The following is a 26,583-nucleotide window of genomic DNA, read 5'->3' on the forward strand; positions in this document are numbered from 1 at the left end:
GCCCGCGAACCCGCGGCGGCGTCCCGCGCATGAAGGTTTCGGCGCGGCAGGGCCGAAACCGCAATTCTTGATATAAATCAATGGCTTGAATTGCATTTCGCTCGCCTTGACACCCAAGGTGGGCGAAACTATGGTGCGCCGCGCTTGAAGGGGCGTTCCAGCCGGTTCCTCTCGCTCTTGCCAATGTGAGTTTTCGCCGTGAGCGGCAACGACGCAAAGGACGAGGGCGACAAGGGGCGGGGAACGGCACCGGACAGCGATCTCTCCGCGAGGCTCAAACGTCTCGAGACGCAGATTGAACGGAAGCGGCCGTCGGCCTCTCCCGATCCTTCGTCGCGCTCCGGGTCGTCCGATGGGCCATCCCCGCTCGGGCGCGCGATGCAACTCTCCACGGAGTTCATCGCGGGCGTGATCGCAGGGGGCATCCTCGGCTGGATCTTCGATCGTTTTCTCGGGACGAAACCCTGGGGGATGATCGTATTCCTGATGCTGGGCTTCGTGACGGGCGTCTACAACGTGATGCGCACATCCGGCTTCAGCGGATCGCGCTCCGGGCCGGACGACCGCAAGGGATCGTGAGCGACCAAAGGGCTTCACGGGTGGCCGCCGCGGGATGATCCCCGGAGGTGCCCGCAGACAGGCAAGGGACGGAAGCGGGCATGGCGGTCAATGTAGACCCGATCCACCAGTTCGAGCTGAAGCCGCTCGTGTCTCTCGGGCACATCGGCAGCCAGGAGATCGCCTTCACGCAATCGGCGCTCTACATGTTCGCCGCCGTCGGCGTCATCGCGCTGATCACCATCGCGGCCACGGCCAGCCGCTCGGTGGTGCCGGGGCGGATGCAGTCGCTTGCCGAGATCTTCTACGAATTCATCGCCGATACGCTGCACCAGGCGACCGGCGACGGCGGCAAGAAGTTCATGCCGCTCGTCTTCTCGCTGTTCATGTTCGTCCTCATCCTGAACCTGTTCGGGATGATCCCCTACGCCTTCGCGGTCACCAGCCACCTGATCATCACCTTCGGGCTGGCCGCCCTCGTGATCGGCGTCGTCATCGGCTACGGCGTGATGAAGCATGGCAGCCACTTCTTCGGCCTGTTCGTGCCGTCGGGCGTGCCGAAGCCTCTCCTGGCGATCCTCGTGCCGATCGAGATCATCTCCTTCGTGTCGCGGCCGATCAGCCTCTCGGTTCGTCTCTTCGCGAACGTGCTGGCGGGCCACATCGCGATGAAGATCTTCGCGTTCTTCGTCGCCGCCCTGCTTTCCGCGGGGGCCTGGAGCGTGCTATCGCCCCTCCCGCTCGCCCTCACGATCGCGCTGACGGCCCTCGAGTTCCTCGTTGCGGCGCTGCAGGCCTACGTCTTCGCGACGTTGACCGCGATCTACCTCAACGACGCCCTTCACCCCGGCCACTGACGGTCGGCTCCTCCCGCCGAAAACGAACTCTCGTTCTTCAAAACCTATCAGGAGTTACTCATGGATCCCGTCGCTGCGAAGTACATCGGCGCCGGCCTCGCCTGCCTCGGCATGGCGGGTGCGGGTATCGGTCTCGGCAACCTGTTCGGTCAGTTCCTTGCCGGCGCGCTTCGCAACCCCTCCGCGGCCGACGGCCAGCGCGCGACGCTGCTCCTGGGCTTCGCCCTCACGGAAGCGCTCGGCATCTTCTCGCTGCTGATCGCGCTCCTCCTGCTCTTCGCCGTCTGAGACGGTCGAGACAGACGGTCGAGACATGGCCTCCGCGGCGAAGCCGCGGAGGCCGGCGGGAACGCCGGCCGGCTCAAGGGAGAGCGCTCCGAACACGCGGAGCGCTCGTTCTTTCCAAGGTCACGTGAAGCCAGATCACGTGTAGCAAGATCACGGACGAGGTCATGGCGCAGCCAAACCCCCTTACGCATCCCTCGCCCAACGCCGACACGCAGCTGGGCGCTCACACCGAGCATCCTGCGCCGCACGGCGCCGCCTTTCCGCCCTTCGAGACGCATACCTTCCTGTCGCAGCTGATCTGGCTCGCGATCGCGTTCGGCCTCCTCTACTACCTGATGGACAAGATCGCGCTGCCGCGCATCCAGGCCATCCTGCACGAGCGCTCGAACCGGCTGTCGTCGGATCTCGACGAGGCGCAGCGGATGAAGGCCGAGGCCGACACGGCCGGCGCCGCCTACGAGAAGTCGCTGAGCGACGCGCAGGCGAAGGCCCGCGACATCGCGCAGGGCACCCGCAACACCCTCGCGGCCGAGGCCGAGACCAAGCGCAAGGCGCTCGAGGCCGAGCTGAACCAGAAGCTCGCCGCCTCCGAGGCCACCATCCGCACGCGCACCACCGAGGCGATGGGCAATGTCCGCGGCATCGCCGGCGAGACCGCCTCCGCCATCGTCGAGCGCCTGACCGGCCAGGCCCCGGACCAGACCGCCCTCGACCGGGCCCTCGACCGCGCCGTCACCGCGCACTGATACGGGATCGACGCACATGTTGCTGACAGCAGAGTTCTGGGTCGCGGTCGCCTTCGTCATCTTCATGGCGATCGTCTGGAAGGTCGGCGGCTTCGGCATGATGACCAAGGGGCTCGACGGCCGGGCCAAGCGCGTCCGTGCCGAGCTCGACGAGGCGCGCCGCCTGCGCGAGGAGGCCGCCGCCGTCCTGGCCGATTACAAGCGCCGCCGCACCGAGGCCGAGCGCGAGGCCGAGGCCATCGTGGCCAGCGCCCGCCAGGAGGCCGAGCGGGCCGCCGAGGAGGGCCATGCCCGGATGAACGAGTTCCTGGCGCGCCGGACGAAGGCCGCCGAGACGAAGATCGCCCAGGCCGAGGCCCAGGCGACCGCCCAGGTCCGGGCCGCCGCAGCCGACGCCGCCGTCAAGGTCTCCGAGACGATCCTGCGCGAGCGGATGCAGGGCGAGGCCGCGCAGGACCTCGTCCGGCTCAGCCTCGGCGAGGTCCGGAACCGCCTCCGGGCCTGATCGCGCCGGACCTGAGCCGACCAAAGCCGCCTCCGGGCGGCTTTTTTTCTGAGAGGGGCGCGCGATCCGCGCACCGGCCCCTCCCGTCCTCCCGCCCAGCGAGGCCGATTCTTTGGCGATCATCTCGATCTCGAACCTGTCGAAGGTCTACGCCTCCGGTCTCGTCGCCCTCAAGGACGTGAGCCTCGCGATCGAGCGCGGCGAGATCTTCGCGCTGCTCGGCCCCAACGGCGCCGGCAAGTCGACGCTGATCAACATCGTCTGCGGCATCGTCACGCCGAGCTCCGGGCGCGTGACGGCGGACGGCCACGACATCCTGACCGATTACCGGGCAGCCCGGCGCAAGATCGGCCTCGTGCCGCAGGAGCTCACGACCGACGCGTTCGAGACCGTCTGGAACACCGTGAGCTTCACCCGCGGGCTGTTCGGCCTGCCCAAGGACCCCGCCCATATCGAGCGGGTGCTGCGCGACCTCTCGCTCTGGGAGAAGCGCGACAGCCGCATCATGGCGCTCTCGGGCGGCATGAAGCGCCGGGTGCTGATCGCCAAGGCGCTGAGCCACGAGCCGCAGATCCTGTTCCTCGACGAGCCGACGGCCGGCGTCGACGTGGCGCTGCGCCAGGACATGTGGCGCCTGGTGCGCCGCCTGCGCGAGCAGGGCGTCACCGTGATCCTGACGACGCATTACATCGAGGAGGCCGAGGAGATGGCCGACCGGATCGGGGTGATCCGGGGCGGGGCGATCATCCTGGTCGAGGACAAGGCCGAGCTGATGCGCAAGCTCGGGCGCAAGCAGCTCACGCTCCAGCTCCAGGCGCCGCTCCCCGCCGTCCCCCCGGCGCTCGCCGAGCACGGCCTCGAACTCGCGAGCGACGGGCACGAGCTGATCTACACCTACGACACGAAGGGCGAGCGGACCGGGATCACCGGGCTGCTCACGGCGCTCTCGGCGGCCGGCATCCGCTTCAGCGACCTGCGGACCAGCCAGAGCTCGCTGGAAGACATCTTCGTCGACCTCGTGAAGGAGCGCGCATGAACTGGCACGCGGTCCGCGCCATCTACGGATTCGAGATGGCGCGCTTCTGGCGCACGGCGATGCAGAGCATCCTGGCGCCGGTCATCTCCACCTCGCTCTACTTCGTGGTCTTCGGCGCGGCGATCGGCTCGCGCGTCACCGCGGTCGACGGCGTGCCCTACGGGCTGTTCATCGTGCCGGGGCTGATCATGCTGGCGCTGCTGACGCAGAGCATCGCCAACGCCTCCTTCGGCATCTACTTCCCGCGCTTCGCGGGCACGATCTACGAGATCCTGTCCGCCCCGATCTCGCCGGTCGAGGTGGTGATCGGCTATGTCGGCGCGGCGGCCTCGAAATCGATGCTGATCGGGCTGATCATCCTGGCCACCTCGGCGCTGTTCGTGCCCCTGCGCATCGAGCACCCGGTCTGGATGCTGGCTTTCTTGGTGCTGACCGCCGTCACCTTTAGCCTGTTCGGCTTCGTCATCGGGCTCTGGGCCGACGGCTTCGAGAAGCTGCAGCTGGTGCCGCTCCTCATCGTGACGCCGCTGACGTTCCTCGGCGGCAGCTTCTACGCCATCGAGATGCTGCCGCCGTTCTGGCGCGCCCTGAGCCTGTTCAACCCGGTGGTCTACCTGATCAGCGGCTTCCGCTGGAGCTTCTTCGGCAAGGCCGATGTCAGCCTCGGCATCAGCGTCGGCATGACCTGCCTGTTCCTGGCGATCTGCCTCGGCCTCGTCACCTGGATCTTTCGCACCGGCTACCGGCTGAAGAGCTGAGGCCGTCGGATCAGGGCCGCGCGGCCAGGAAGGCCAGGACGCCGTCCCGGTGCGCCTTCGCGCCGACCGCGCTGCTGTGGTCGCGGTCCTGGATCTCGAGGGCGCGGGCATTCGGGATCAGGGCGGCGAGGCCGGAGGCGGAGCCCGCCACCGTGTCGAGGGTGCCGACCGAGACCAGGGTCGGCAGCGCGATCTGCGCCACCTCGGCCCGCGACAGGGTCTGGCGCGAGCCGCGCATGCAGGCGGCGAGCGCGCGCAAATCGCTCTTCGTCTGCTCGGCGAAGATGCGGAAGGCCTGCGCGGTCGGGTTCGGGGCCGGCGTGCCGGCGGGCGCCTCCAGCGCCTCGGCGATGCCGCCCGGCAGGCCGCGCCCCTCGACGAGGTGCATCCCGAGGCCTCCGAGGAGGGCCGAGCGGAGGCGGCCCGCATGGTCGAGGGCGAGATGGGCGGTGATGCGCGCCCCCATCGAGTAGCCCATCACGTCGGCCCGGGCGATGCCGAGATGATCGAGCAGGCGCACCGCATCCCCCGCCATCGCCTCGGAGCTGTAGAGGGCCGGGTCGTAGAGCTTCTGGCTCTCGCCATGGCCGCGATTGTCGAGGGCGATCACCCGGTAGCCCGCTTGGGCCAGCGTCTTGACCCAGAGCGTGTTGACCCAGTTCACCGCGTGGTTCGAAGCGAAGCCGTGGATCAGCAGGATCGGGTCGCCGCTGCCGCCGACCGCCGGCACGTCGATGAAGGCGATCGCCACGCCGTCGGAATCGAAGGTCTGCATCGTGTCTCGGCCTCGTCTCAGCGGTGTCCTGCCCGAATAGAGCAGCACGGCCGGCCTGGGCAATGCGGGTACGGCTTGCAGCCGAACAAGGGGGCTGGCATCACGCCTGCCGATGAAAGACATGCAACCTTACGGAACCTACGCGCCCGCGGGGCTCGTCGCCCGGATCGCGGAGCGCACCGGCCGGATTCCCGCCGGCACCTGGACCGGGCGCAGGCTCGCCCTGTTCCTGCGCCGGATCGCGATCTCGCTCCTGCGCGGGCAGCCCCTCGACGTCGAGCGCTACGGGGCCCGGATGCGGCTGCATCCCTACAACAACAATTGCGAGAAGAAGGTGCTCTTCACGCCGCAATTCTTCGATCCGGAAGAGCGCGCGATCCTGAAGGCGCGCCTGCCGGCCGATTGCGTCTTCCTCGATATCGGCTCGAATATCGGGGCCTACGCGCTCTTCGTCGCGGCCTTCGCGGGGCCCCGCGCGCGCGTCCTCGCGGTCGAGCCCCAGCCCGACGTGTTCGACCGGCTCACCTACAACATCGCCCAGAACCCGTTCGGCACCGTGAAGGCGATCGCCTGCGCGGTGGCCGACAAGGCGGGCGAGCTCACCCTGTTCATCGATCCGCGAAACCGGGGCGAATCGAGCCTGAAGATCGTCGGCACCAACGAGGGTGCCCAGATCAAGGTGCCGGCGGTGACGCTCCTCGGGCTCGTCCAGGCCGAGGGCATCACCCGGATCGACGCGGTCAAGCTCGATGTCGAGGGCGCCGAGGACCTCGTCCTGGAGCCTTTCCTGCGCGAAGCGCCGGAATCGCTGCTGCCGAAGCTTCTGCTCGTCGAGAACGGGATCGACCAGTGGCAGCTCGACCTGCCGCGCCTCCTCGGCACGCACGGCTACCGGGTGGTCGCCCGCACGCGCCTCAATCTCGTGTTCGAGCGCGCCGGCGCGAGTGCTGCCTGACGGATAAGAGCGGCCTGACGGGTCAGGGCGGCCTGACGGATCAGGGCGGCGTCACGATCGGGATCTCGTCCGCCACCGTGACGTCCTCCGGATCGATGCGGCAGCGATACGCGTAGGTCTCGACGCCGATGGCGCGGGCATCCCGGAAGGCGCGGTCGAAGGCCGGATCGAGATCGCGGGCGACGTCGAAGGCCTCGGCCCGCATCTGCACGACGATGATCACAACCGCGCGCCCGCCCGCCGCGACGATCCCGGCGAGGTCCGCCATGTGGCGGGCGCTGCGCGCCGCGACGCAATCGGGAAATTCCGCGAGGGCCGGACGGCGCATCAGCTGGCAGTTCTTCACCTCGACGTAGCAGGGCGGCAGGCCCTCGCCCCCGGCCACGAAATCGACGCGGCTCGCGCGCCCGTAGCGGACCTCCGGCTTCAGCAGCGTGTAGCCGCCGAGCGGCGCGAAGTGTCCGGCGTGGAAGGCCTCGGCCACGAGGGCATTGGGGCGCAGCGTGTTCACCCCGACCCATTGCGGGCCGCCCGGCAGGTCCGCCTCCACGAGCTCCCAGGAATAGCCCAGCTTTCGCGCCGGGTTGGTGGATTCCGAGAGCAGATCCCGGGAGTCCGGAAGGTTCAGGCCGAGCATGGCCCCCGGATTGGCGCAATGCGCCGTGACCACGCGCCCATCCGGCAAGGTTATGTCGGCGAGGAAGCGCTTGTAGCGCTGGACGAGCCGCCCCTCGATCAGGGGCGCGGGAAAGCGCATCGGAGCCTCGGGCGTTCTCAAGATTTCCGGAGAGTCTCGGGAGCGTCCCGGAGAGAGCGCCTGCGTAGCCTCCGGAGCGTGCTCTGAACAGGCGTCGGCCTGGGCATATGGCCGCCGGTTCCCGGCGCACTACTTGCCAGCCGGCAAACGCTCTCGCCGCCCGGATCCCATGACCAACACGCCCCCCGCCGTCACCGCCGCCATCCTGGTGATCGGCGACGAGATCCTGTCCGGCCGGACCAAGGACAAGAATATCGGCACGATCGCGGATTACCTGACGGCGATCGGCATCGAGCTTCGGGAGGTCCGGATCGTCCCGGACGAAGCGCCGATGATCGTCGAGGCGGTGAACGCCCTGCGGGCGCGCCACACCTACCTGTTCACCACCGGCGGCATCGGCCCGACCCACGACGACATCACGGCGGATTGCGTGGCCGAGGCGTTCGGCGTGTCGATCGACGTGGATCCCCGGGCGCGCGCCATGCTGCTGGAGCGGATCAAGCCCGAGGACCTGAACGCGGCGCGGCTCCGGATGGCGCGGATCCCGGCCGGCGCCGACCTGATCGCGAACCCGATCTCGAAGGCTCCGGGGTTCCGCATCGAGAACGTGTTCGTGATGGCGGGCGTGCCGGCCATCATGCAGGCGATGCTTGACAATATCGGCCCGACGCTGACCACCGGCGCGAAGGTCGTCTCGGAGACCATCGAGGTCGGCAATCTTCCGGAGGGCGCCTACGCGTCGGACCTCGCCGCCGTCGCGGCCGCGCATCCGGGCGTGTCGATCGGTTCCTATCCGTCGATGACGCAGGGCGGCTTCCTCAACCGCATCGTGGTGCGGAGCAAGGATGCGGAGGCCGTCATGCGGGCACGCGGCGCCATCGAGGCGCTGGTCGCGCGCCTGCGGCCGTAACGGGTGCGGGCCTGGGGCGAGCATCGCTCCGGGCCATCGACTTCAGGCGGCGCGGGATGCGCCCGGCAGGCGGGGCGGAACGGGAGCGATGACGAAGGACCGGGCCGAGGCGGCCGCCAAGCGCGACGCGATGATCGACGCCGTGAACGCGATGGTCCGGCCGGACGCCTACATCCTGCACGAGGTGATCCGCCACGAGGGAGACGAGGAACTCCGCCGCCACGGCGTGGCGCTGTTCCTCTCGGCGGTGGCGGCGGGGCTGAGCATCGCGCTCTCGCTGATCGTGCCCGGCGTGCTCAAGGCCCACCTGCCCTCGGGCGAGTGGACCGCCCTCATCACCACCATGGGCTACGCGGTCGGCTTCCTAGTGGTGGTGCTGGGGCGCCAGCAATTGTTCACCGAGAACACCATCACGCCGGTCCTGCCGCTGCTGCACGACCGGTCGGTCAAGACGGCGTTGCGGCTGCTGCGCCTGTGGGCGATCGTCCTGTCCGGAAACATCCTGGCGACCGCCGCCATCGCGACGGTCCTGGCGCGCTCGGACGCGTTCGGGCCGGGGGTCACGGCCGCCTTCGCGGAGATCAGCCACCACGCCGTGGCGTTCCCCTTCGGCACCACGCTGATCAAGGCGATCTTCGCGGGGTGGATCATCGCCCTGATGGTCTGGATCCTGCCGGCCACCGGCACCGCGGCCCCGTTCGTGATCTTCCTGATGACCTGGCTCGTCTCGATGTGCGGCCTCGCCCACGTCGTGGCGGGCTCGGTCGAGGCGTTCTTCCTGGTGGCGAGCGGCACCGCCACGATGGCCGAATATGTCGGCAAGTTCTTCGTGCCGACCCTCCTGGGCAACGTCTTCGGCGGCGTCGCGCTGGTCGCGGTGCTCAATTACGGGCAGGTCGCCCCGCAGGTGGAGGAGAACCGGGACATCGAGGAAAGCCAGGACGCCGAGAAAAATCGGGAGATGGAGGACGCGGCGTCCTCCGGCCGGGATCGATGAGGGTTTCCTTAGCGTCGCGCCTCGAAGGTGCCCCGCACGTAGCCGTGCGAGATCAGCCGGTCGCGGCGAAGGGTCCGGCGCTCGGCCTCGCAGAGATCCGTGAGGGCATCCTGGATGATGCGCCGCATGGCCAGGGCGGGATCTCCCTTCGCGGCCTCCAGATAGGCGGCGGCGATCGCCTCGATCGTCGGCGATTGCGGGATTTCTGCGCTCGGTCGCGGGGGCATCGCTGATCCTGTCTGGCGAACAGAACAAGAACACGCCACGGGCCGGGTGGTTCGGTCAAGGGTGCGCGGTCCGATCTGAACGGAAACCCACGCGAAAGATCCGGAAGCGTTCAAGAAGCGGCCCCTAGGATCCTGGCTTCGCAGGGCCGCGCGACCCCGCCGGCCCGCCTCGCGGAGGCTGAAGACCCGTGTTGCCCCAGTTCCTGTCGCGCCTTGCCGGGCTCGCGGCCCTGGCCTTCCTGGCCGGGCCGGCGCTCGCCGCCGATTTCGACGGTCCCTATCCGCCGCCGCGCCCCGATCTCGAGGATGAGGTGGTGCGGCGCCCCCCTCCCCCGCCGCCGGAGCCCGTCTTCCACGGGCCGCGCTTCAGCGCCGGCCCGCGCTTCGACCCACCGCCGGCCGATGAATGCCGGACCTTCGTGAAGCGTCGCTTCGATGCCTATGGGGATGAGGTGGTGCGCCGGGTCCGCGTCTGCGACGAGCGGCCGGGCTTCGGCCGCGGCCCGCGCTTCGGGCCGGACCCGCTCGCCGCCGGCGGCTACGGGCCGCCCCACCCGGTCCCGCCGGGCGAGATCCCCGAGGGGCGTTGGGGCGGACCGCGCTGGTAGGCCCGAGGGCCGCCGCGGCAGGGCCGCCGCGATCAGGCCCGCAGCGGGACCTTCTTGAGGGCGGCCGCGAAGGCCTTGAGCTGGCGGTTCAGGTCCGCCAGCTCGTTCAGCGCGATGGTCTTGTGACCGTCCTTGACGGCGCGCTCGATGTCCTCGACCTGCGAGGCGACGATCCGCCTCAGCGCGTCGGCGACCTGTTCCCGCATCATCGTCGCTCCCCGTCTCTCCTGCGGTTGGCTCTCGGCTCCGTGATAGGGCCACATGCTTAACCGCAGGTTTTCCGGAGGCGCCCGACACCCCGTTCGGCGCGGGGTCCGCTCAGGTGCGCCAGGGATGCGCCGGCAGCTCGGTCGCCCCGATCGCGCTGGCGCCGGCCTCGGCCACCGCGTGGTCGTTCTCGACCGTCGAGCCGCTGACCCCGATGGCGCCCGACATCACCCCGTCCTTGTCGACGATCGGGATGCCGCCCGGGAAGGTGATGAGCCCGTCATTCGAGTGCTCGATGCCGAAGAGCGGCCCGCCGGGCTGCGAGAGCTGGCCGATGGCCCCGGTCGGCATGCCGAAGAACAGCGAGGTCTTGGCCTTCTTCTGCGAGATGTCGATGGAGCCGACCCAGGCATCGTCCATCCGGTAGAAGGCCTTCAGGTTGCCGCCCGAATCCACGACGGCGATACACATCTGGGTATCGAGCTGCACCGCCTTGGCGCGGGCGGCCTCGATCGCCTTCTGGGCTTCTTCAATCGTCACGTGCATGGATTCGTCTCCTCGAAGCGTGGCCGCGCGGGGCGGCCTCAGCGGGATGGATGGATGTGACGGCCGGTTCCGTCATCGGGACGACGGGAGAGCCAGGTCACCGAGGCGTAGGCTCCGAGCCAGGAACCGAGTGCCGCGAACAGAACGTATAACGCGTTCTGCGTGTAGCTGATGACCGCGAACGCGGAGAGCAGGTACCAGATCGCACTCCAGTTCGCCGCGCGCATCCGGTGGCGCGCCGCCACGGCCGCGTTGAAGAAGACGTAGGCCGCATCCGTCACGCCCGTGGCGATGACGACGCCGATCGCGATCAGCGGATCGATGCTCGAGACCGACAGGATCGAGAGGTCCGGGGTCGGGAGGGTCATGGCCTCTGCCTCCGCTCTGGTGCGGCCGGCTCTCCGCACGGATCGAGGCGGATCGGCGCGACGGGGCCGGTCTCCGGTTCCGGAGATGCGACGCGCTCCGCTATCCGCCCCTGCTCCGGGGCGCTCGGCAGCGGGCCCGGACGTTCGCGGCGGGTCTGCGAACCGGCACACCCGCCGCGACGGGCCCCCTCTCCCGGTCCGGGAGAGAGGGGAAGGCGTCTTACTTCGCCGACATCGCGTTGGCCTTCTCGATCAGCGCCTCGGCCATGCGGATCGAGGCGATGTCGATGAGGCGGCCGTCGAGGGAGACGGCGCCGCGGCCGGCCTTGGCGGCCTCTTCCATGGCCTCGAGGATGCGGCGGGCCTTGCCGACCTCGGCCTCGGACGGGGTGAAGACGTCGTTGGCGAGGTCGATCTGGCTCGGGTGGATCGCCCACTTGCCCTCGAAGCCGAGGGCGGCGCAGCGGCGGGCCGCCGAGAGGTAGCCGTCGGGATCCGAGAAGTCGCCGAAGGGGCCGTCGATCGGGCGCAGGCCGTAGGCGCGGCAGGCCACCAGCATGCGGGCCTGGGCGAAGAGCCACGGGTCCTGCCAATGGGTCTGGCGGTTGCCCGCCTCGTCCTTGTCGGTGAGCACGCTGTAATCCTGGTTCACGCCGCCGATGACGGTCGAGCGGGCGCGCGTCGAGGCCGCGTAATCGGCCACCCCGAAGGACATCGCCTCGAGGCGCTTCGAGGATTGGGCGATCGCCTCGACATTGGCCATGCCGAGCGCGGTCTCGATCAGCACCTCGAAGCCGATCGCCTTCTGGCGCTTCTTGGCCTGCTCGATCTGGGTCACCAGCACGTCGATGGCGTAGACGTCGGCCGGGACGCCGACCTTGGGGATCAGGATCATGTCGAGGCGCGGACAGGCCTCAACGATATCGACGACATCGCGGTACATGTAGTGGGTGTCGAGACCGTTGATGCGGATCATCATGGTCTTGGTGCCCCAGTCGATCTCGTTGAGCGCCTGGATGATGTTGGTGCGGGCCTTCTCCTTGTCGTCGGGGGCGACCGCGTCCTCGAGGTCGAGGAAGATCACGTCCGCCTTCGAGGCCGCCGACTTCTCCATGAAGGTCGGGTTGGAGCCCGGAACCGCGAGTTCGGAGCGGTGCAGGCGCGGGGTGGCCTGCTGGATCAGGGTGAAGCTCATGGGTCTCTCCTTGTGGATCTTGGGCTTGTAGAGCTTGGGCTTGTGGAGCTTGGGCTCGGTGGAAACTGGTTCCCTGCGGGCGCGCAGCTAGGGCGAGGGCCGGTGGGTTTTCAACACGCCACCCGGCGGGCCGCGAGACAGCGCCGCCGGATCGTTCCGGATCCGTCGCGGCTCATCCGGTGGCGCCGAAGCCGACCGCGATGCAGTTGATCGACAGGAGCAGGGCGGATTTCACCGCCTCGCGCTGGTCCTCGTCCTCCTCGGCGCGGAAGCGGCGCAGGAGCTCGACCTGCTCGCGGCTGACCTGGTTGATGGTCGGCAGCCGCTCGTTCAGCCGGTCGCGGAACAGGGGGAAGCGCTCGGCGAGCGCCCGGTCCCCGCTGACGCGCAACGCCATCTCGCAGGTGAGGCGGTACTCGGCCTCGATCATCGCGAAGATGTTCTCGCGCGCCGCCCCGTCGGGGACGAGGCTCGCGTAGTCGCGGGCGATCTCGAGATCGACCATCAGGAGCGTCTTCTCGACCTCGTCCATGATCAGGCGGAACAGCCGCGAATCCCGGAACATCCGCCTCAGCTGCGCCTCGCCCTGCGCGCCGCGCACGTCGAGGAAGCTTCGCAGCCCCGAGCCGACGCCGTACCAGCCGGTGATGACGTGCCGGTTCTGCGACCAGGCGAACACCCAGGGGATCGCCCGCAGGTCGCTGAGCGAGCGCGCGCCGAAGCGCCGGGCCGGCCGCGAGCCGATATTGAGGAGCGCGATCTCGTCGAGCGGGCTCGCGGCGCCGAAATAGGTGACGAGGTCGGGATGCTGGATCAGGTTGACGTAGGCCGCCCGGCTGGCGCCCGAGAACGCCTCCAGCACGTCGTCGAACTCGGCCCGCGGCAGGGAGGCGGCCTCGCGCTCCGAGTTGAGGGCATGCGCGAAGACCGATGAGGCGAGAAGCTCCATCTGGTAGGCGGCGGTGCCCCGGTTGGCGTATTTGAACGAGACCACCTCGCCCTGCTCGGTGGTGCGGAAGCGCCCGTTGATCGAGCCCGGCGGCTGGGCCGCGATGGCGCGCGCGGTCGGGGCGCCGCCCCGGCTCACCGAGCCGCCGCGGCCGTGGAAGAAGGCGATCGGCACGCCGAGATGCTGGCCCAGCGTCGTGAGCTTCGACTGCGCTTTGTAGAGCTCCCAGTTCGAGGCGACGAAGCCCCCGTCCTTGTTCGAATCCGAGTAGCCGATCATCACCTCCTGCACCCCGCCCTGCCAGCGGGTTGAGCGGCGCACGACCGGCACGCTCAGGAGCTCCTTCATGATCACGGGCGCGGCGCGCAGGTCGTCGATGGTCTCGAACAGGGGCACGATCGGGAGCGGGCAGATCTCGGTGCCCGCCGTGTCGAGGAAGATGCCGGCCTCCTTCGCCAGGAGGTAGGCGCCCAGGATATCGGGCACCGAGCGGGTCATCGAGAGCACGAAGGCCCCGAAGGCCTCGCGGTCGAGCTGCTCGCGCATCTCGCCGACCAGCGCGAAGGTCTCCAGCGTCTCGCGCGCCTCGTCGGGCAGGTCGTCGAAGGACCGGTCGGGGTTGCGCGGCTTGGCGAGCTCGGCGAGCAGCCAGGCCTTCCACTCGGGGTGCTCCACGTCCGGCGGCGTCTTCGGACCGTATTGCTGCTGCCAGAGCGCCTGCAGCGTCTTGGTGGTGCGGGTGGTGTTCTCGCGCAGGTCGAGCCGCACGGTGGAGAACCGGAAGATCTCGACCATGCGGCGCACCGGCCGCACGAGGTCGACCGCGAGCGAGGTGCATTTCGCGTCGGCCAGCCCCTGCTCCAGGCTGCGCAGGTCGTTGATGAGGCCGTCGGCGCTCGGGTAATCCGGGCCCGTCGACTTCGCGCCCTCGTTGCGGGCGATCGTCGCCTCGAGCTTGCGCAGGATGCAGGTGAGGAACTGGCGGAAGGCCTCGCCGGGGTTGCGCCCCGCGATCGCCTTGCCGTCCCCGCTCTCGGCGAGGAGATGCGACAGCTCGCGCCGGAAGCTTTCCGGCACCGGAAGTGACCGCTCGGTCAGGGAGAGCATGCGGCCGAGCCCGTTCACGCCGTCGCGGTAGCGCCGCAGGCTCGCCAGCGCGTTGCGCTGGAGGGTGGTGCGGGTGACGCTCGCGGTGACGTAGGGGTTGCCGTCGCGGTCGCCGCCGATCCAGGAACCGAACTGGAAGAAGGCCGGCACCTCGAACTTCTCGTCCGGGTAATATTGCGCCAGGCTCTCCTCCAGGGAGTAGAGCACCTCGGGCAGCATCTCGAACAGGGTCTCGTCGAAGAAGTGCAGGCCCCAGGCGACCTCGCGCTCGACGGTCGGCTTCTCGAGATGCAACTCGCCCGTCATCCAGACCAGCTCGATCTGGTCGCGCAGGTCGTTCATCAGGCCGTTGCGCTCGCGCTCGGTCCAGCGCGGCAGCTCCAGCTCGCGCAAGAGCAGGTAGATGCGGCGGAACTTCTCCAGCACGGTGACGCGCTTGCCCTCGGTCGGGTGCGCCGTGATGGTCGGGCGGATGCGCAGGTCCTTCAGCAGCCCGTGAATCTGCTCGGCCCGGATGCCGGCAGAGGCCGCCTCGCACAGGATCTTGCTGAAGCTGCCGCCGAGCGCCTCGCGGCCCTCGTTGCGCTCGATGTGGCGGCGCCGGCGCATGGCGGCATTCTGCTCGGCGATGGAGAGCAGCTGGAACCAGATCCCCTGCACCTGGAGCGCGCGGGCGAGCATCTCGGGGGTGAATTCCGAGATGTTGGCGTGGCCGTGCAGCACCGCCTCGAGCTCGGGCTCGTGGCGACGGGCGACGTCCAGGAGGGCGTGGAACAGGATGTCGAGCGCCTCCTTGGAGGAGGTGCCGGTGATCACCGGGGGGGCGAAGATCGGATCGACGGCGGCGCCCGGCGAAGCGTGCAGCGTCTGGGTCATCGGGTTGGTCTCCTGGGCCTGTCCCGCGCGGCGGCGCGGCGGCAGCCCCCCTCACCCAGCCTGGGCGGGCCCGGCCTGGGTGGGGAGGTATCGGAATGGGGGCCGTGCCGGCTTGGGCTCGTCGGTGCCGTCACCACCCCCATCCCTGCCCCTCCCCGAGGGGGAAGGAACGCGTTCGCGCCGCTCAGGCCGCGCGCTTGCTCATCACCTGCGCGACGGTCACCCCGAAGGAGCCGGGATCGGGCGCCACGGTGAGGCCGTAGGAGCGCATGATCTCCGCCTTCTCGGCGGCGCTGTCGCCGGTGGCCGAGATGATGGCGCCCGCATGCCCCATGCGGCGGCCCTTCGGGGCCGTGAGGCCGGCCACGAAGCCGATCACCGGCTTCGACATGTTCGCCTTGATCCAGGCCGAGGCCTCGGCCTCCTGGGGACCGCCGATCTCGCCGATCATCAGCACCGCGTGGGTGTCGGGATCCTGCTCGAACAGGGCGAGGTGGTCGAGGAAGGACGAGCCGTTGATCGGGTCGCCGCCGATGCCGACCGAGGTCGAGATGCCGATATTCTGCGCCATCATCTGCGAGGCGGCCTCGTAGCCGAGCGTGCCCGAGCGCGAGATGATGCCGACATTGCCCTGCAGGTAGATGTGGCCCGGCATGATGCCGAGCATCGATTTGCCGGGCGAGATGATGCCGGCGCAGTTCGGGCCGACCACCATCGAGCGGCGCTCGCGGGGGTAGCGCATCAGGTAGCGCTTCACCCGCATCATGTCCTGGGCCGGGATGCCGTCGGTGATCGAGCAGATCAGCCGGATGCCGGCATCGGCCGCCTCCATGATGGCGTCGGCCGCGAAGGGGGGCGCCACGAAGGTGATCGAGGTGGTGGCGCCGGTCTCGCGCACGGCCTCCTTGACGGTATTGAACACCGGCACGCCCACATGGGTCTTGCCGCCCTTGCCGGGCGTGACGCCGCCGACGATGTTCGAGCCGTACTCGATCATCTCGCGCGCGTGGAAGGTGCCCTTGTCGCCCGTGATGCCCTGGACGAGGATCGGGGTCTTCTCGTCGATCAGAATGCTCATGATATGTCTCCGCTCAAGCCGGTTCCGTGGACGCGCTGTCAGTGGCCGCTCTTGGCGGCGCTGCAGGCCTGGACGGCCTTCCGGGCGGCTTCCGTCAGGGTGTCGGCGGTGATCAGGTCGAGCCCGCTCTCGGAGAGGATCTTCTGGCCGGCCTCCACGTTCGTGCCGGCGAGCCGCACGATCAGCGGCACGTCGATCTGGACCTCGCGGGCGGCCTTGACCACGCCCTCGGCGATCCAGTCGCAGCGGTTGATGCCCGCGAAGATGTTGACGAGGATCGCCTTCACGTTGCGGTCGGAGAGGACGAGGCGGAAGGCCGTCGCGACGCGCTCGGGCGAAGCACCGCCGCCGACATCCAGGAAGTTCGCCGGCTCGCCGCCCGCGTGCTTGATCATGTCCATGGTGGCCATGGCGAGGCCCGCGCCGTTGACGATGCAGCCAATCTCGCCCTCGAGCCCGATATAGTTGAGATTGTGCTCGGCGGCCTGCGCCTCGCGCGGGTCGCCCTGGGAGGGGTCGTGCATGTCCGCGATGTTGCGGCGGCGGAACATGGCGTTGTCGTCGAAGGACATCTTGGCGTCGAGCGCCAGCACCCGGTCATCCTTGGTGACGACGAGCGGGTTGATCTCCAGCATGGTGCCGTCGCAATCGCGGAAGGCCCGGTAGGCGTTCATGATCGTCTTCACGGCCGCCGAGACCTGCTTGATGTTGAGGCCGAGCTGGAAGGCGATCTCGCGGGCCTGGAACTGCTGCAGGCCGACCGCCGGCTCGACCACCACCTGGATCAGGGCCTCGGGCTCGCTGGCGGCGATCTCCTCGATATCCATGCCGCCGCGCTGGGAGGCGATCACCCGGACGCGCTCGGCCTTCCGGTCGAGGACGTAGCCGAGATAGAGCTCGCGCTCGAACGGGTCGGCGGTCTCGACATAGACGCGCTGGACGGGCTTGCCCTCGGGGCCGGTCTGGATCGTGACGAGGCGCTTGCCGAGGAGGTCCTTGGCCGCGTCGCGGACCTCGTTGTAGGTGCGGCAGAGCTTGATCCCGCCGGCCTTGCCGCGGGCGCCCGCATGGATCTGCGCCTTCACCGCCCAGAAGGAGCCGCCGAGTTCCGTCGCCGCGTAGACCGCCTGGTCCGGGCTGAAGGCCACCGCCCCCTTGGGCACGGCGACGCCGAAGCCCGCGAGCAGCTCTTTGGCTTGATACTCGTGAACGTCCATCTGAGACCTCCTTTTTGGCGTTTCCGTCGGAGGATCATCCCGCAAATTTGTTTTCGCGGAAAGTGCTCCTGTTTTTATATTTTTTTGCATTCTGTTTAAGTCTGCCTTGAGGGCAGCCGGAATGCTTTTGTATTCAGTTCTTGCCCGTCCCCGACCGCAACAGCCGGGGACGAGATCGCTGTGCCGGCTCAGTTCACCTTGTCAGTGCACCGTGTCAGTTCACCTTGGCCTTCACCACCTCGTAGACCGCCTCGTTGCGTGCGCCGGCCTCGCCGAGCAGGGTCTCCAGCGCGGTCAGGCGCTCCTGCGCGAAGCTGCGGTCATCCAGGCCCTTGGCGTTGATGTAGACGTTGAGGGCGGCGCTGCGCAGGCCCGCATAGGCCGAGAGCACGGCGACGCCCGCATCCGAGATGACGTTGAGGTTGCCCTTCTGGGCCACCGTCTCGGCGAGGTCGATGACGGCGCGGCAGGCGCGGCAGCAGGCGAGCGGCACGTCGGTGGCGGTCTTGAGCGCCGCCTGGATCGCCTCGGCGCGGGCGGCCTTCTGGGCGTCGGTCTCCTTCGGCAGGCCGTAGGCGCTCATGACGGCGTTGAAGGCCGTCACGTCGTCCGCGATCATGCCGGTGAGCTCGGCCCGGAGCGCCTCGGACTTGCCGAGGATCTCCTTCAGCTCACCCTCGACCTCGACATACTTCTTCTTGCCGATGGTGAGGTTGCACACCATCGCCACCAGGGCCGCCCCCATGGCGCCCGAGATGGCGGCGGCACCGCCGCCGCCGGGGGTCGGGGCCGAGCTCGCCAGCCCGTCGAGGAAGTTCTGGATGGTCTCGATCTCGGCCATATCCCCTCCTCCGCCTCAGGCCATCTTCTTGGCGAGCGCGTAGATCTCCTCGGCATCGAGCACCTGCTCGGTGTTGTCGAAGAGCTGGCCGACGCAGGCGCGGTGGAGCTTGAGCTTCAGCCCGCCGATGCCCAGCGCCCCGAAGGCGCGCTTGCCGTTGCGCTCCTTGCCCTTGTCCATGGCCTCGATGCCGCCGAAGCCGAGCGGCGGCTGGGCGTTGTAATCGGCCACGAACTCGATGCTGGCCTCGTCCTTCCAGGCTTCCTCGGGCAGCAATTCGAGCCCGATGGCGCCCGCCGAGAACACGAGGTTCTGGCCGCGCACGAGCTTGGCGCGCGAGCCCGAATCCGGCGTCTCGGCCGCCGAGACGTGGACGTTGAAGCGCTTGTTGATGGAATCGGCCGCGGCCTTGGCCTTGTCCATGGAGCGGCCGGCCAGGATCACCTCGGCGCCCTCCTTGGCCAGCAGCGCGGCCGAGCGCATGCCGACCGGGCCGGTGCCGGCGAGCACGACCGCCTTCTTACCCTGGAGCGAGCCCGCCGCCTTGGCGACGAGGGCGACACCCGCGGCCGCCGTCGTGTTCGAGCCGTTCGAGTCCAGCATGGTGGAGACCCGGAAGGGGCCGAAGAAGCGCTTCTTGACCGCCTCCAGCACCGCCTCGCCGGCCGCCATGTTGCCGCCGCCGACGAAGATCGCCGTCGACTTCTTCTCCGAGCCGCCGCGGGTGTAGATCGTGCCGTCGACCAGCGCGCCGACATTCTCCGGCGTCACGCCGCCATAGCCGGTGATGTGGTCGGCCCCGCCGTCATAGCCGACGACCGTGTCGAACACGCTCGGCACCGCATCCGTGTCGAACAGGAAGAGCAGCTTCTTCATTTTCTTGTCCCTTCAATCCGCGTCACGGCGCGGTTCAGCGTTTCCCGAACGGGCGCAGGCACCCGGTTCTGTTCGATCAGGGTCGGACGGGCCCGAGGGCCCGCATCCCGCCCGTGCCTCACCTTGAGGCGACGGGCGGGGGCTGCGTCCTCAGCCCTCGACGACGTTCTGGGGCTTGCCGGCGACGAACGCCTCGACATTGTCGACGAGCTGGTCGGCGAGGATCTGCATCGCCTGCTTGCTGGCCCAGGCGACATGCGGCGTCACGATGAGGTTCGGCAGGTCGGCATCGGCCAGGATGTTGCCGTCCTTCGGGGGCTCCTGCGCCACCACGTCGAAGCCCGCGCCCCCGATGGTGCCGTCCTTCAGGGCGGCCAAGAGGGCCTCCTCGTCCACGAGCCCGCCGCGGGCCGTGTTGATCAGGATGGCGCTGCTCTTCATCTTCGCGAGCTCGGCGCGGCCGATCATGTTCTTCGTCTCGGGCGTCAGCGGCGCGTGCAGCGTGATGACGTCGGACTGGGTCAGGATCGTCTCGAGGTCGACGAGGCCCTCCTGCGGGAAGACGTCGTAGGCGATGACCTTCATGCCGAGCGCCTCGGCCCGCTTGCCGATCGACTTGCCGAGGGCGCCGTAGCCGACGATGCCCAGCGTCGAGCCGGCGATGTCGTAGATCGGGTAGTCGAAGTAGCAGAACTGGGTCGATTTCGACCAATCCCCGCGGCGCACCGAATTGGCGTAGGGGACGATCGCCCGGCGCAGCGCGAACATCAGCGCGATGACGTGCTCGGGCACCGTGTTGAAGGCGTAGTTGCGGATGTTGACGACCGTGATGCCCTGCTGTTTGGCCTGGGCCTTGTCGACCACGTCCGTGCCGGTGGCGGCCACCGCGATCAGCTTGAGCTTGGGCAGGCGCTTCAGGGTGTCGGCCCGCATCGGCACCTTGTTGATCAGGGCGATGTCGGCATCCTTCAGGCGCTCGACGATCTCGTCGGGCGTCCAGGTCGACTCGTACTCCGTGTATTCGTGCGGGAAGTTGAATTCGCGCACGGTGGCGTCGAGGGATTCGCGGTCGAGGAAGACGATCTTGTGCGTCATGGAGAACCCCTTTCAGAACCCGGGCGGCCGGGGGTGGCGTCCGCCCGGCCTTCGTCCGTGTGTATGAGCGGGACGGGGCCGCCGCGCAGCGACCCCGTCCCGGTTGTCCACTACGCCTTCGAGAGGGGGTTCTCGCGCAGGTAGCTCGAGGCCGCGGCGACGCCGGAGCCGGGGGTCACCTTCACGCCGTTGTCGAGCATCGCCATCTCGGCACCCGCGATGGCGGCCAGGAGCTGAAGCTCGTTCAGGTCGCCGACATGGCCGATGCGGAACACCTTGCCGGCCACTTCCGACAGGCCTGCGCCGAGGGCGAGGTTGTAGCGGACATAGGCGTGCTTGATGATCTTGGCGGCGTCGACGCCCTCCGGCACGACGATCGCCGTGACGGTGTCGGAGTTCCACTTGGGATCCTTGGCGCAGGTCTTGAGGCCCCACGCCGCCACGGCCTGGCGGGTCGCCTCGCCGAGCACGTGATGGCGGTGATAGACGTTCTCCAGGCCTTCCTCGAACAGGCAGGCCAGGGCCTCGCGCAGGCCGTAGAGCAGCGGCAGCGGCGGGGTGTAGGGGAAGTAGCCCGTCGGGTTCGCCTTCAGCTGGTCGGCATAGTCGAAATAGACCTTGGCGAGGCGGTCGTTCTTGCCCGCCTGGCTCTCGGCCGCCTGCAGCCCCTTCGGGCTGATGCAGGCGACGCCGAGACCGGCCGGCAGCATCAGGCCCTTCTGCGAGCCCGCGATGGCCGCGTCGACCTTCCACTCGTCGGCCTTGAAAGGCAGCGAGCCGATCGAGGAGACGCCGTCGACGAAGAGCAGGGCCGGGTGGCCGGCCGCGTCGATCGCCTTGCGCACGGCGCCGATATCGCTGGTGACGCCCGTGGCGGTCTCGTTGTGGACCACCATGACGGCCTTGATCTCATGGTTCTTGTCGGCGCGCAGCGCCTCCTCGATCCGCGCCGGGTTCGCGCCGGTGCCCCAGGTCTCCTCCTGGACGATCACCTCGAGGCCGAGGCGCTGGGCCATGTCGATCCAGAGATGGCTGAACTGGCCGAAGCGCGAGGACAGCACCTTGTCGCCGCGTGCCAGCGTGTTGCACAGCGCCGATTCCCAGATGCCGGTGCCGGAGGACGGGAACAGGAAGATGGTGCCGTCGGTCGAGCCGAAGACCTTCTTGGTGTCCTGGAACAGGGGCTTCGTCAGCGACGGGAAATCGACCGAGCGGTGGTCCTCGGATTGCACCATCATCGCCCGCAGGACGCGGTCGGGGATGTTCGTCGGGCCCGGCACGAACAGATGATTACGACCCGGCCGTCTGGTTGCCGCCATGATGTTTCCTCCGATTTCCTAACTCGATGGCCGGACCGTCCGCCCGGCGCCAGGGATGATGTCAGTGAGCGGCGTCGCTCGTGGATGCCGTGATCGTCGTGAAGGCGGGTCCCCCGGCCGAAGGGCCCGAAGGTGGTCGCGGACGGGAGGGTCCGGTCTTCGCGGATTTCGCCGTGTGGAAAAGGCCGGGCCAGGATCGAGGGCCGCTTTCCATTCCGTCGACGTCGTCCGCCCCCAGGTCAGATCATGGTGCTGTGCGGAGCGGCAGGGCGGAAAAAACCGCCCGCGTTCGCGGCATGGTTGCATGCCGGTCGCCTCCGAATAGCCAGAGCCTCAATGCGTCGGCCGGGCCGCGCATGCAAGCGCTCCGACGGTCCATGGACACCTTCCTTCCTGTCGCCGGCGATCCCTTTGGCCGTTTTCCGGCACCGGGCAAGCCCGGCGGTCTCCTTGCGGGCGATTATGACTGCCTTCGCCAGCGAAGGAAAACTGAAAAAACTTTGGCATGCCTCAAAAAAATTGACGGAGGACGTAACCCTAGACTGTGCAACTGCACAATGAATGCTGCAACGCAACAAGATGTGTCGCCGCGCATTCATGCGGTGACCACGGGATCCCGCGCCGGCAAGGCGTCATCAAACTGATACGGGAATCCGGTTTGGCTCGGGGCCTCGCAGCCGCCGGGAGATGCTCGTGGCCGAAGACGCGGAGAAGGCGACCCGGGTCCGGACGCTCTTCCTGTCCGACATGCATCTGGGTACGAAGGGCTGCCAGGCGGGGCTGCTGCTGGATTTCCTCAAGGATTACGACGCGGACGAGATCTACCTCGTCGGCGACATCGTGGATGGCTGGCAGCTCCGCTCGGGCTGGTACTGGCCGCAGGCCCACAACGACGTGGTCCAGAAGCTCCTGCGCAAGGTGCGCAAGGGCTCGACCCTGATCTACGTGCCGGGCAACCACGACGAGTTCCTGCGCGATTATATCGGCACCACCTTCGGGGGCGTCGAGATCGCCGAGAGCCGCATCCACGAGGCGGCGGACGGGCGCCGCTACCTCGTCATCCACGGCGACCAGTTCGACATGGTGGTGCGCCACGCCCGCTGGCTCGCCCATCTCGGGGATGGCGCCTACACCTTCGCGCTCTTCATCAATACGGGGCTGAACAAGGTCCGCCGCCGCCTCGGCCTCGCCTATTGGTCGCTCTCGGCCTGGGCCAAGCTCAAGGTCAAGAACGCCGTCAACTTCATCGGCAAGTTCGAGGAATTCCTCGCGGCGGAAGCGCGGCGCGTCGGCGCCGACGGGGTGATCTGCGGTCACATCCACCACGCGGCCAACCGCGAGATCGAGGGGCTGCGCTACCTCAACACCGGCGACTGGGTGGAATCCTGCACCGCCATCGTCGAGCATTACGACGGCACCATGGAGGTGCTGCATTACCCGAGTATCCTGCGCGCCCGCCAGGCGCTTCAGGCGGAGAGCGCCCGGATCCCGGAGCCGGCCCAGGCCGGCCGGCGGGCGGTCGCGTGATGCCCGCCCTGCCACCTCTCGCGTCCGGAAGTGGTCGAATCCGCGATCGCGGAACGGGTGAGGGATGCAACTTCTCCGGACAAGTCGCACCCCTCACCCCAACCCTCTCCCGCACGGGAGAGGGGGCCGGTCGTGCCGCCCGCACCTGTTCCGACACCCGCCGCATCATCCCGAGGCTGCCGGCTCTCGGACCGACGCCATGGAGCGGACGTCCGAGCGCATCACCTCTCCCGTCCGGGAGTGGTCGGATCCGCGATAGCGGAACGGGTGAGGGATGCGGCCTCTCCGGACAGCGCGCACCCCTCACCCTGTCCCTCTCCCGCACGGGAGAGGGGACCCGCGCCTCAGATCGTCCCGCCGGCGGCCGCATGCGGGCTCGGTGCGTGTCATGAGGCTTCTGATCGCCACCGACGCCTGGGCGCCGCAGGTGAACGGCGTGGTACGCTCCCTCGAGCACATGGCGGCGGCGGGGCGGGATCTCGGTTTCGACCCGGTCTTCCTGACCCACCAGGATTTCCGCTCGGTGCCCCTGCCCGGCTATCCCGAGATCCGGCTCGCCTACGCCACGAGGCGCAAGGTCGCGGAAAGCTGGGCGGGCCTGGCCCCCACCTACGTGCACATCGCCACGGAAGGGAGCGTCGGCTACGCGACCCGGCGCTACTGCCTGGCGCAGGGGCGGCCCTTCACGACGAGCTACCACACCCGCTTCCCCGAATATCTCGCGGCCCGCGCGCCGGTGCCGGAGGCCTGGAGCTATGCCTGGCTGCGCCGGTTCCACGGGGCGTCGAGCGGCACCATGGTGTCGACGCCCTCCCTCGAACGCGACCTCGCGGGGCGGGGCTTCACCAACCTGATGCGCTGGACCCGCGGCGTCGACACCGAATTGTTTCGGCCGCAGGATTCCGACGCGCTCGCCGGGTTGCCGCGGCCGCTCTTCCTGTTCGTCGGCCGGCTCGCGGTCGAGAAGAACGTCGCGGCTTTCCTGAGCCTCGATCTGCCGGGCACCAAGGTGGTGGTCGGCGACGGGCCGGACAGGGCCCGGCTCCAGGCGCTGGCACCGGAGGCGCGCTTCCTCGGCACGCAGACCGGCGCGGCGCTCGCCCGGATCTACGCCGCCGCCGACGCCTTCGTGTTCCCGAGCCTCACCGACACCTTCGGGATCGTGCTGCTCGAAGCCCTCGCCTGCGGCCTGCCGGTGGCGGCCTATCCGGTGACCGGCCCCCTCGACGTCATCGCCGGGACGGGGGCGGGCGTGCTCGACCGGGATCTGCGGGCGGCGGCCCTGGGGGCGCTCGCGATCCCGCGCGAGCGCTGCCGGGCCGAGGCCCTGCGCTATACCTGGGCCGAGAGCGCGCGCCAGTTCTACGCCAATATCGCGGCCGCCCACGCGCGGGGCCCGGTGCCGCGGGGCCCAGTGCCGCGGGGACCGGTGCCGCGCCACGCCGTTCGGGCGCCGGAGCGCCGCGAGATCGAACTCGGCTGAGGATGCGGTCGCCGGCGCCCGTGACGCGGGGTGCCGAAGCTGCCAAGGCTGCGGGCCCGGCTTCCCTCCTGCCCCGCTCCCGCCCATGCCTCCCTTCGACCCGGCCCGCGCCGCCAGCTACCCCGCCGTCATCGGCTGCGACGAGGTCGGCCGCGGGGCCCTGTGCGGCCCCGTGATGGTGGCGGCCGTCTGGTTCGACCCCACCGCGCTGCCGGCCGATCTCCTGGCCCACCTCGACGACAGCAAGCGCCTGAAGCAGCCCCTGCGCGAGGCGCTGACGCCCCTGATCCGGACTCATGCCCGCGTCGCCGTGGCGGCGGGCTCGCGCGCCCTCGTGGACCGGCTCAACGTGCGCGGCGCTACCCTCGACGCCATGCGGCGCGCCGTCCTGAAGCTCGGGCTCGACGCCCCCGTGCTGGTCGACGGACGCGATCCCATCCCGGGCCTGAGCCAGGCCTGCCGGGCCGTCATCGGCGGCGACCGGCTGGTGCCCCAGATCGCCGCCGCCTCGATCGTCGCCAAGACCCTGCGGGACGCGCTGATGCGGGCGCTGGCCCGCCGCCATCCGGATTACGCCTGGGAGCGCAATGTCGGCTACGGCACCGCCGCGCATCTCGCCGGCCTCAGCCGGCGCGGCCGCAGCCCCCACCACCGCGTCAGCTTCACCCGCGCCTTCGGGCCGTGAGGACTCAGAACAGGGCGAGTTGCGCGCCCGGAGGCGCGAAGGCCTCGGTGTTCAGGGTGACCCGCGCGGCGGCGTAGCCGAGGCGTGCCTTGGCGAGGCGCATGCGCTGCGCGATCAGCTCGGCATAGGCCCCCTCCCCCACCATGCGGCGCCCGAAGGCGGCATCGTAGGCCTTGCCGCCGCGCGCCTGACGCACCAGCGCGAAAGCGTGCTCGCGGCGACCCGGATAATGCTCGGCGAACCAGTCCGAGACCAGCGCGTCGAGCTCGTGCGGCAGGCGCAGCAGGACGTGGTTCGCCTCCCCCGCCCCTTGCGCCCGCGCCGCGGCGAGGATCGCCTCGATCTCGTGATCGTTGAGGGCGGGGATCACCGGGGCCACGATCACCATGACGGGGATGCCGGCCTGGCTGAGCGCCCGGATCGCCTCCAGGCGCTTGCGCGGATGCGGCGCGCGCGGCTCCATCCGCCGCGCCAGGACAGGATCGAGGGTGGTGATCGAGACCGCGACCTTGACGAGGCGGTCCCGCGCCATCTCGGCCAGGAGGTCGATGTCGCGGGTGACGAGGTTCGATTTCGTCACGATTCCGACCGGGTGGCGGAAGCGGGCGAGCACCGCGAGCAGCGCCCGCGTGAGACGGTGCTCGCGCTCGATCGGCTGGTACGGGTCCGTCGCGGTGGCGAGCGCGATGGTGCGCGGGCTGTAGCCCGGCGCCGAGAGCTCGCGGGCCAGGAGCCGCGCCGCGTCGGGCTTGGTGAACAGGCGCGTCTCGAAATCGAGCCCGGGCGACAGGCCCACATAAGCATGGTTCGGCCGCGCGAAGCAGTAGACGCAGCCATGCTCGCAGCCGCGATAAGGATTGATCGAGCGGTCGAAGGGGATGTCGGGGGAATCGTTGCGGGTCAGGATCCGGCGCGTCCGCTCCGGGCTCACCTCGGTGCGGCGGGGCGGGACCTCGCCCGGCTCCCAGCCGTCGTCGAACGCTTCCCGCCGGCTCGCCTCGAAGCGGCCGGCCGGATTGGCCGTCGCGCCGCGCCCGCGCCGGGCCTCGGCCGCGGGCGTCGTCGCGGCGAGCCGGCGCGGCGCTGATTCGGATGAGGCCTGCTTGCGCACGGACATTCGGGCTCGACGGGATCGCGGACTGGATCTTTCGAACATAACAGGAACAAACGCCGTGTCTGCGCCTAAATTCCGGGCAGGTTGCGGCCTGCCCCCCACGCGTTCGAAGGCGCGCGGCCC

30 protein-coding genes are annotated in these 26,583 nt (G+C 69.2%); 15 read left to right on the top strand and 15 right to left on the bottom strand.

From position 1 onward, the window contains the following. Nucleotides 1–198: 198 nt before the first annotated feature. The 7 genes from F6X53_RS03025 to F6X53_RS03055 all read left to right on the top strand — a co-directional run bounded on the left by F6X53_RS03025 (nt 199) and on the right by F6X53_RS03055 (nt 4,748). Entirely contained in the window at nt 199–579 is a 381-nt protein-coding gene (locus F6X53_RS03025) for an AtpZ/AtpI family protein (protein WP_150997090.1), read from the top strand. Nucleotides 580–659: 80 nt separating this feature from the next. Further along, nucleotides 660–1,415, top strand: coding sequence for a F0F1 ATP synthase subunit A (locus F6X53_RS03030; RefSeq protein ID WP_150997092.1), 756 nt, complete (start codon nt 660–662; stop codon nt 1,413–1,415). A 60-nt stretch (nt 1,416–1,475) separates the two neighbouring features. Further along, nucleotides 1,476–1,703: a F0F1 ATP synthase subunit C gene (locus F6X53_RS03035; protein ID WP_007566773.1), complete on the top strand. Its 228-nt coding sequence runs from the start codon at nt 1,476–1,478 to the stop codon at nt 1,701–1,703. A gap of 164 nt (nt 1,704–1,867) precedes the next feature. Continuing rightward, entirely contained in the window at nt 1,868–2,449 is a 582-nt protein-coding gene (locus tag F6X53_RS03040) for a F0F1 ATP synthase subunit B family protein (RefSeq protein ID WP_150997094.1), read from the top strand. Between the two features lie 19 nt (nt 2,450–2,468). Next, a complete protein-coding gene (locus F6X53_RS03045; RefSeq protein ID WP_191970676.1) occupies nt 2,469–2,954 on the top strand; it encodes a F0F1 ATP synthase subunit B family protein in 486 nt (161 codons plus the stop codon). 112 nt (nt 2,955–3,066) lie between these two features. Continuing rightward, nucleotides 3,067–3,990 carry an ABC transporter ATP-binding protein gene (locus F6X53_RS03050; protein WP_150997098.1) on the top strand — a complete coding sequence of 308 codons (924 nt, stop codon included), beginning with the start codon at nt 3,067–3,069 and terminating at the stop codon, nt 3,988–3,990. Then, the gene (locus tag F6X53_RS03055) at nt 3,987–4,748 is read left to right on the top strand and encodes an ABC transporter permease (RefSeq protein ID WP_150997100.1); all 762 of its coding nucleotides are present in this window, start codon (nt 3,987–3,989) and stop codon (nt 4,746–4,748) included. Before F6X53_RS03050 ends, F6X53_RS03055 begins: the two co-directional genes overlap by 4 nt. 10 nt (nt 4,749–4,758) lie before the next feature. On the opposite strand, the gene F6X53_RS03060 is transcribed toward F6X53_RS03055, so the two are convergent. Beyond that, the gene (locus F6X53_RS03060; RefSeq protein WP_150997102.1) at nt 4,759–5,523 is read right to left on the bottom strand and encodes an alpha/beta fold hydrolase; all 765 of its coding nucleotides are present in this window, start codon (nt 5,521–5,523) and stop codon (nt 4,759–4,761) included. Nucleotides 5,524–5,635: 112 nt separating this feature from the next. On the opposite strand from F6X53_RS03060, the gene F6X53_RS03065 reads away from it, so the two are divergent. Continuing rightward, entirely contained in the window at nt 5,636–6,478 is an 843-nt protein-coding gene (locus F6X53_RS03065; protein ID WP_150997104.1) for an FkbM family methyltransferase, read from the top strand. Between the two features lie 40 nt (nt 6,479–6,518). Here F6X53_RS03065 and sfsA read toward each other — a convergent pair whose 3' ends face one another. After that, nucleotides 6,519–7,235 (bottom strand): DNA/RNA nuclease SfsA, encoded by a 717-nt coding sequence (gene sfsA / locus F6X53_RS03070; protein ID WP_150997106.1) that lies wholly within the window; start codon nt 7,233–7,235, stop codon nt 6,519–6,521. 169 nt (nt 7,236–7,404) lie between these two features. Here sfsA and F6X53_RS03075 point away from each other — a divergent pair, with 169 nt between their 5' ends. Together F6X53_RS03075 and F6X53_RS03080 are read left to right on the top strand one after the other, a co-directional pair. Further along, nucleotides 7,405–8,145, top strand: coding sequence for a competence/damage-inducible protein A (locus F6X53_RS03075; RefSeq protein WP_150997108.1), 741 nt, complete (start codon nt 7,405–7,407; stop codon nt 8,143–8,145). An 88-nt stretch (nt 8,146–8,233) separates the two neighbouring features. Next, nucleotides 8,234–9,142, top strand: a complete 909-nt coding sequence (locus F6X53_RS03080) for a formate/nitrite transporter family protein (protein ID WP_150997110.1) — start codon at nt 8,234–8,236, stop codon at nt 9,140–9,142. An 8-nt stretch (nt 9,143–9,150) separates the two neighbouring features. Here F6X53_RS03080 and F6X53_RS03085 read toward each other — a convergent pair whose 3' ends face one another. Beyond that, a complete protein-coding gene (locus F6X53_RS03085; protein ID WP_150997113.1) occupies nt 9,151–9,369 on the bottom strand; it encodes a hypothetical protein in 219 nt (72 codons plus the stop codon). Nucleotides 9,370–9,557: 188 nt separating this feature from the next. On the opposite strand from F6X53_RS03085, the gene F6X53_RS03090 reads away from it, so the two are divergent. Beyond that, nucleotides 9,558–9,977: a hypothetical protein gene (locus tag F6X53_RS03090; protein ID WP_150997117.1), complete on the top strand. Its 420-nt coding sequence runs from the start codon at nt 9,558–9,560 to the stop codon at nt 9,975–9,977. A 32-nt stretch (nt 9,978–10,009) separates the two neighbouring features. Here the strand turns inward: F6X53_RS03090 and F6X53_RS32075 are convergent, their stop codons facing one another. The 11 genes from F6X53_RS32075 to F6X53_RS03140 form a co-directional block, all read right to left on the bottom strand. Beyond that, entirely contained in the window at nt 10,010–10,186 is a 177-nt protein-coding gene (locus tag F6X53_RS32075; RefSeq protein ID WP_191970669.1) for a hypothetical protein, read from the bottom strand. A 109-nt stretch (nt 10,187–10,295) separates the two neighbouring features. Continuing rightward, the gene (locus F6X53_RS03095; RefSeq protein WP_150997119.1) at nt 10,296–10,730 is read right to left on the bottom strand and encodes a GlcG/HbpS family heme-binding protein; all 435 of its coding nucleotides are present in this window, start codon (nt 10,728–10,730) and stop codon (nt 10,296–10,298) included. A gap of 38 nt (nt 10,731–10,768) precedes the next feature. Continuing rightward, nucleotides 10,769–11,098, bottom strand: coding sequence for a hypothetical protein (locus tag F6X53_RS03100; RefSeq protein WP_150997121.1), 330 nt, complete (start codon nt 11,096–11,098; stop codon nt 10,769–10,771). Nucleotides 11,099–11,318: 220 nt separating this feature from the next. Next, nucleotides 11,319–12,293: an HpcH/HpaI aldolase/citrate lyase family protein gene (locus F6X53_RS03105; protein WP_150997123.1), complete on the bottom strand. Its 975-nt coding sequence runs from the start codon at nt 12,291–12,293 to the stop codon at nt 11,319–11,321. A gap of 172 nt (nt 12,294–12,465) precedes the next feature. Continuing rightward, complete coding sequence (locus tag F6X53_RS03110) at nt 12,466–15,225, bottom strand: phosphoenolpyruvate carboxylase (protein WP_150997125.1); 2,760 nt, start codon at nt 15,223–15,225, stop codon at nt 12,466–12,468. A gap of 184 nt (nt 15,226–15,409) precedes the next feature. Further along, the gene (gene sucD / locus F6X53_RS03115) at nt 15,410–16,303 is read right to left on the bottom strand and encodes a succinate--CoA ligase subunit alpha (RefSeq protein WP_150997127.1); all 894 of its coding nucleotides are present in this window, start codon (nt 16,301–16,303) and stop codon (nt 15,410–15,412) included. Between the two features lie 38 nt (nt 16,304–16,341). Continuing rightward, nucleotides 16,342–17,520, bottom strand: a complete 1,179-nt coding sequence (locus tag F6X53_RS03120; protein ID WP_150997129.1) for a malate--CoA ligase subunit beta — start codon at nt 17,518–17,520, stop codon at nt 16,342–16,344. A gap of 214 nt (nt 17,521–17,734) precedes the next feature. Beyond that, complete coding sequence (gene fchA / locus F6X53_RS03125; protein ID WP_150997131.1) at nt 17,735–18,361, bottom strand: methenyltetrahydrofolate cyclohydrolase; 627 nt, start codon at nt 18,359–18,361, stop codon at nt 17,735–17,737. A gap of 15 nt (nt 18,362–18,376) precedes the next feature. Beyond that, nucleotides 18,377–19,237 carry an NADP-dependent methylenetetrahydromethanopterin/methylenetetrahydrofolate dehydrogenase gene (locus F6X53_RS03130; protein WP_150997134.1) on the bottom strand — a complete coding sequence of 287 codons (861 nt, stop codon included), beginning with the start codon at nt 19,235–19,237 and terminating at the stop codon, nt 18,377–18,379. A 150-nt stretch (nt 19,238–19,387) separates the two neighbouring features. Further along, nucleotides 19,388–20,332 carry a D-2-hydroxyacid dehydrogenase gene (locus F6X53_RS03135; protein ID WP_150997135.1) on the bottom strand — a complete coding sequence of 315 codons (945 nt, stop codon included), beginning with the start codon at nt 20,330–20,332 and terminating at the stop codon, nt 19,388–19,390. A gap of 110 nt (nt 20,333–20,442) precedes the next feature. After that, nucleotides 20,443–21,651 (bottom strand): aminotransferase class V-fold PLP-dependent enzyme, encoded by a 1,209-nt coding sequence (locus F6X53_RS03140; protein WP_150997137.1) that lies wholly within the window; start codon nt 21,649–21,651, stop codon nt 20,443–20,445. A 377-nt stretch (nt 21,652–22,028) separates the two neighbouring features. Between F6X53_RS03140 and F6X53_RS03145 the strand changes: the two genes are divergently transcribed. From F6X53_RS03145 to F6X53_RS03160, 4 genes are all read left to right on the top strand, one after another. Next, entirely contained in the window at nt 22,029–22,295 is a 267-nt protein-coding gene (locus F6X53_RS03145; RefSeq protein WP_150997139.1) for a hypothetical protein, read from the top strand. A 49-nt stretch (nt 22,296–22,344) separates the two neighbouring features. Next, the gene (locus F6X53_RS03150) at nt 22,345–23,178 is read left to right on the top strand and encodes a UDP-2,3-diacylglucosamine diphosphatase (RefSeq protein ID WP_150997141.1); all 834 of its coding nucleotides are present in this window, start codon (nt 22,345–22,347) and stop codon (nt 23,176–23,178) included. A gap of 388 nt (nt 23,179–23,566) precedes the next feature. Then, the gene (locus F6X53_RS03155; RefSeq protein ID WP_150997143.1) at nt 23,567–24,661 is read left to right on the top strand and encodes a glycosyltransferase family 4 protein; all 1,095 of its coding nucleotides are present in this window, start codon (nt 23,567–23,569) and stop codon (nt 24,659–24,661) included. Nucleotides 24,662–24,746: 85 nt separating this feature from the next. Continuing rightward, nucleotides 24,747–25,346: a ribonuclease HII gene (locus F6X53_RS03160; protein ID WP_150997145.1), complete on the top strand. Its 600-nt coding sequence runs from the start codon at nt 24,747–24,749 to the stop codon at nt 25,344–25,346. A 4-nt stretch (nt 25,347–25,350) separates the two neighbouring features. On the opposite strand, the gene F6X53_RS03165 is transcribed toward F6X53_RS03160, so the two are convergent. After that, nucleotides 25,351–26,463, bottom strand: coding sequence for a PA0069 family radical SAM protein (locus F6X53_RS03165; protein WP_150997147.1), 1,113 nt, complete (start codon nt 26,461–26,463; stop codon nt 25,351–25,353). Nucleotides 26,464–26,583 lie beyond the last annotated feature (120 nt).

Origin of the sequence: Methylobacterium soli (assembly GCF_008806385.1) — a bacterium.
GTDB classification, from domain to species: domain Bacteria; phylum Pseudomonadota; class Alphaproteobacteria; order Rhizobiales; family Beijerinckiaceae; genus Methylobacterium; species Methylobacterium soli.

What these genes read in the sequence shown, in the direction of transcription:
- F6X53_RS03030 (WP_150997092.1), top strand. Translation starts at nt 660, where the DNA reads ATGGCGGTCAATGTAGACCCGATCCACCAGTTCGAGCTGAAGCCGCTC.
- F6X53_RS03035 (WP_007566773.1), top strand. Translation starts at nt 1,476, where the DNA reads ATGGATCCCGTCGCTGCGAAGTACATCGGCGCCGGCCTCGCCTGCCTC.
- F6X53_RS03040 (WP_150997094.1), top strand. Translation starts at nt 1,868, where the DNA reads ATGGCGCAGCCAAACCCCCTTACGCATCCCTCGCCCAACGCCGACACG.
- F6X53_RS03055 (WP_150997100.1), top strand. Translation starts at nt 3,987, where the DNA reads ATGAACTGGCACGCGGTCCGCGCCATCTACGGATTCGAGATGGCGCGC.
- F6X53_RS03060 (WP_150997102.1), bottom strand. Translation starts at nt 5,523, where the DNA reads ATGCAGACCTTCGATTCCGACGGCGTGGCGATCGCCTTCATCGACGTG.
- F6X53_RS03065 (WP_150997104.1), top strand. Translation starts at nt 5,636, where the DNA reads ATGAAAGACATGCAACCTTACGGAACCTACGCGCCCGCGGGGCTCGTC.
- sfsA (WP_150997106.1), bottom strand. Translation starts at nt 7,235, where the DNA reads ATGCGCTTTCCCGCGCCCCTGATCGAGGGGCGGCTCGTCCAGCGCTAC.
- F6X53_RS03075 (WP_150997108.1), top strand. Translation starts at nt 7,405, where the DNA reads ATGACCAACACGCCCCCCGCCGTCACCGCCGCCATCCTGGTGATCGGC.
- F6X53_RS03080 (WP_150997110.1), top strand. Translation starts at nt 8,234, where the DNA reads ATGACGAAGGACCGGGCCGAGGCGGCCGCCAAGCGCGACGCGATGATC.
- F6X53_RS03085 (WP_150997113.1), bottom strand. Translation starts at nt 9,369, where the DNA reads ATGCCCCCGCGACCGAGCGCAGAAATCCCGCAATCGCCGACGATCGAG.
- F6X53_RS32075 (WP_191970669.1), bottom strand. Translation starts at nt 10,186, where the DNA reads ATGATGCGGGAACAGGTCGCCGACGCGCTGAGGCGGATCGTCGCCTCG.
- F6X53_RS03095 (WP_150997119.1), bottom strand. Translation starts at nt 10,730, where the DNA reads ATGCACGTGACGATTGAAGAAGCCCAGAAGGCGATCGAGGCCGCCCGC.
- F6X53_RS03100 (WP_150997121.1), bottom strand. Translation starts at nt 11,098, where the DNA reads ATGACCCTCCCGACCCCGGACCTCTCGATCCTGTCGGTCTCGAGCATC.
- F6X53_RS03105 (WP_150997123.1), bottom strand. Translation starts at nt 12,293, where the DNA reads ATGAGCTTCACCCTGATCCAGCAGGCCACCCCGCGCCTGCACCGCTCC.
- F6X53_RS03110 (WP_150997125.1), bottom strand. Translation starts at nt 15,225, where the DNA reads ATGACCCAGACGCTGCACGCTTCGCCGGGCGCCGCCGTCGATCCGATC.
- sucD (WP_150997127.1), bottom strand. Translation starts at nt 16,303, where the DNA reads ATGAGCATTCTGATCGACGAGAAGACCCCGATCCTCGTCCAGGGCATC.
- F6X53_RS03120 (WP_150997129.1), bottom strand. Translation starts at nt 17,520, where the DNA reads ATGGACGTTCACGAGTATCAAGCCAAAGAGCTGCTCGCGGGCTTCGGC.
- fchA (WP_150997131.1), bottom strand. Translation starts at nt 18,361, where the DNA reads ATGGCCGAGATCGAGACCATCCAGAACTTCCTCGACGGGCTGGCGAGC.
- F6X53_RS03130 (WP_150997134.1), bottom strand. Translation starts at nt 19,237, where the DNA reads ATGAAGAAGCTGCTCTTCCTGTTCGACACGGATGCGGTGCCGAGCGTG.
- F6X53_RS03135 (WP_150997135.1), bottom strand. Translation starts at nt 20,332, where the DNA reads ATGACGCACAAGATCGTCTTCCTCGACCGCGAATCCCTCGACGCCACC.
- F6X53_RS03140 (WP_150997137.1), bottom strand. Translation starts at nt 21,651, where the DNA reads ATGGCGGCAACCAGACGGCCGGGTCGTAATCATCTGTTCGTGCCGGGC.
- F6X53_RS03145 (WP_150997139.1), top strand. Translation starts at nt 22,029, where the DNA reads ATGGACACCTTCCTTCCTGTCGCCGGCGATCCCTTTGGCCGTTTTCCG.
- F6X53_RS03155 (WP_150997143.1), top strand. Translation starts at nt 23,567, where the DNA reads ATGAGGCTTCTGATCGCCACCGACGCCTGGGCGCCGCAGGTGAACGGC.
- F6X53_RS03160 (WP_150997145.1), top strand. Translation starts at nt 24,747, where the DNA reads ATGCCTCCCTTCGACCCGGCCCGCGCCGCCAGCTACCCCGCCGTCATC.
- F6X53_RS03165 (WP_150997147.1), bottom strand. Translation starts at nt 26,463, where the DNA reads ATGTCCGTGCGCAAGCAGGCCTCATCCGAATCAGCGCCGCGCCGGCTC.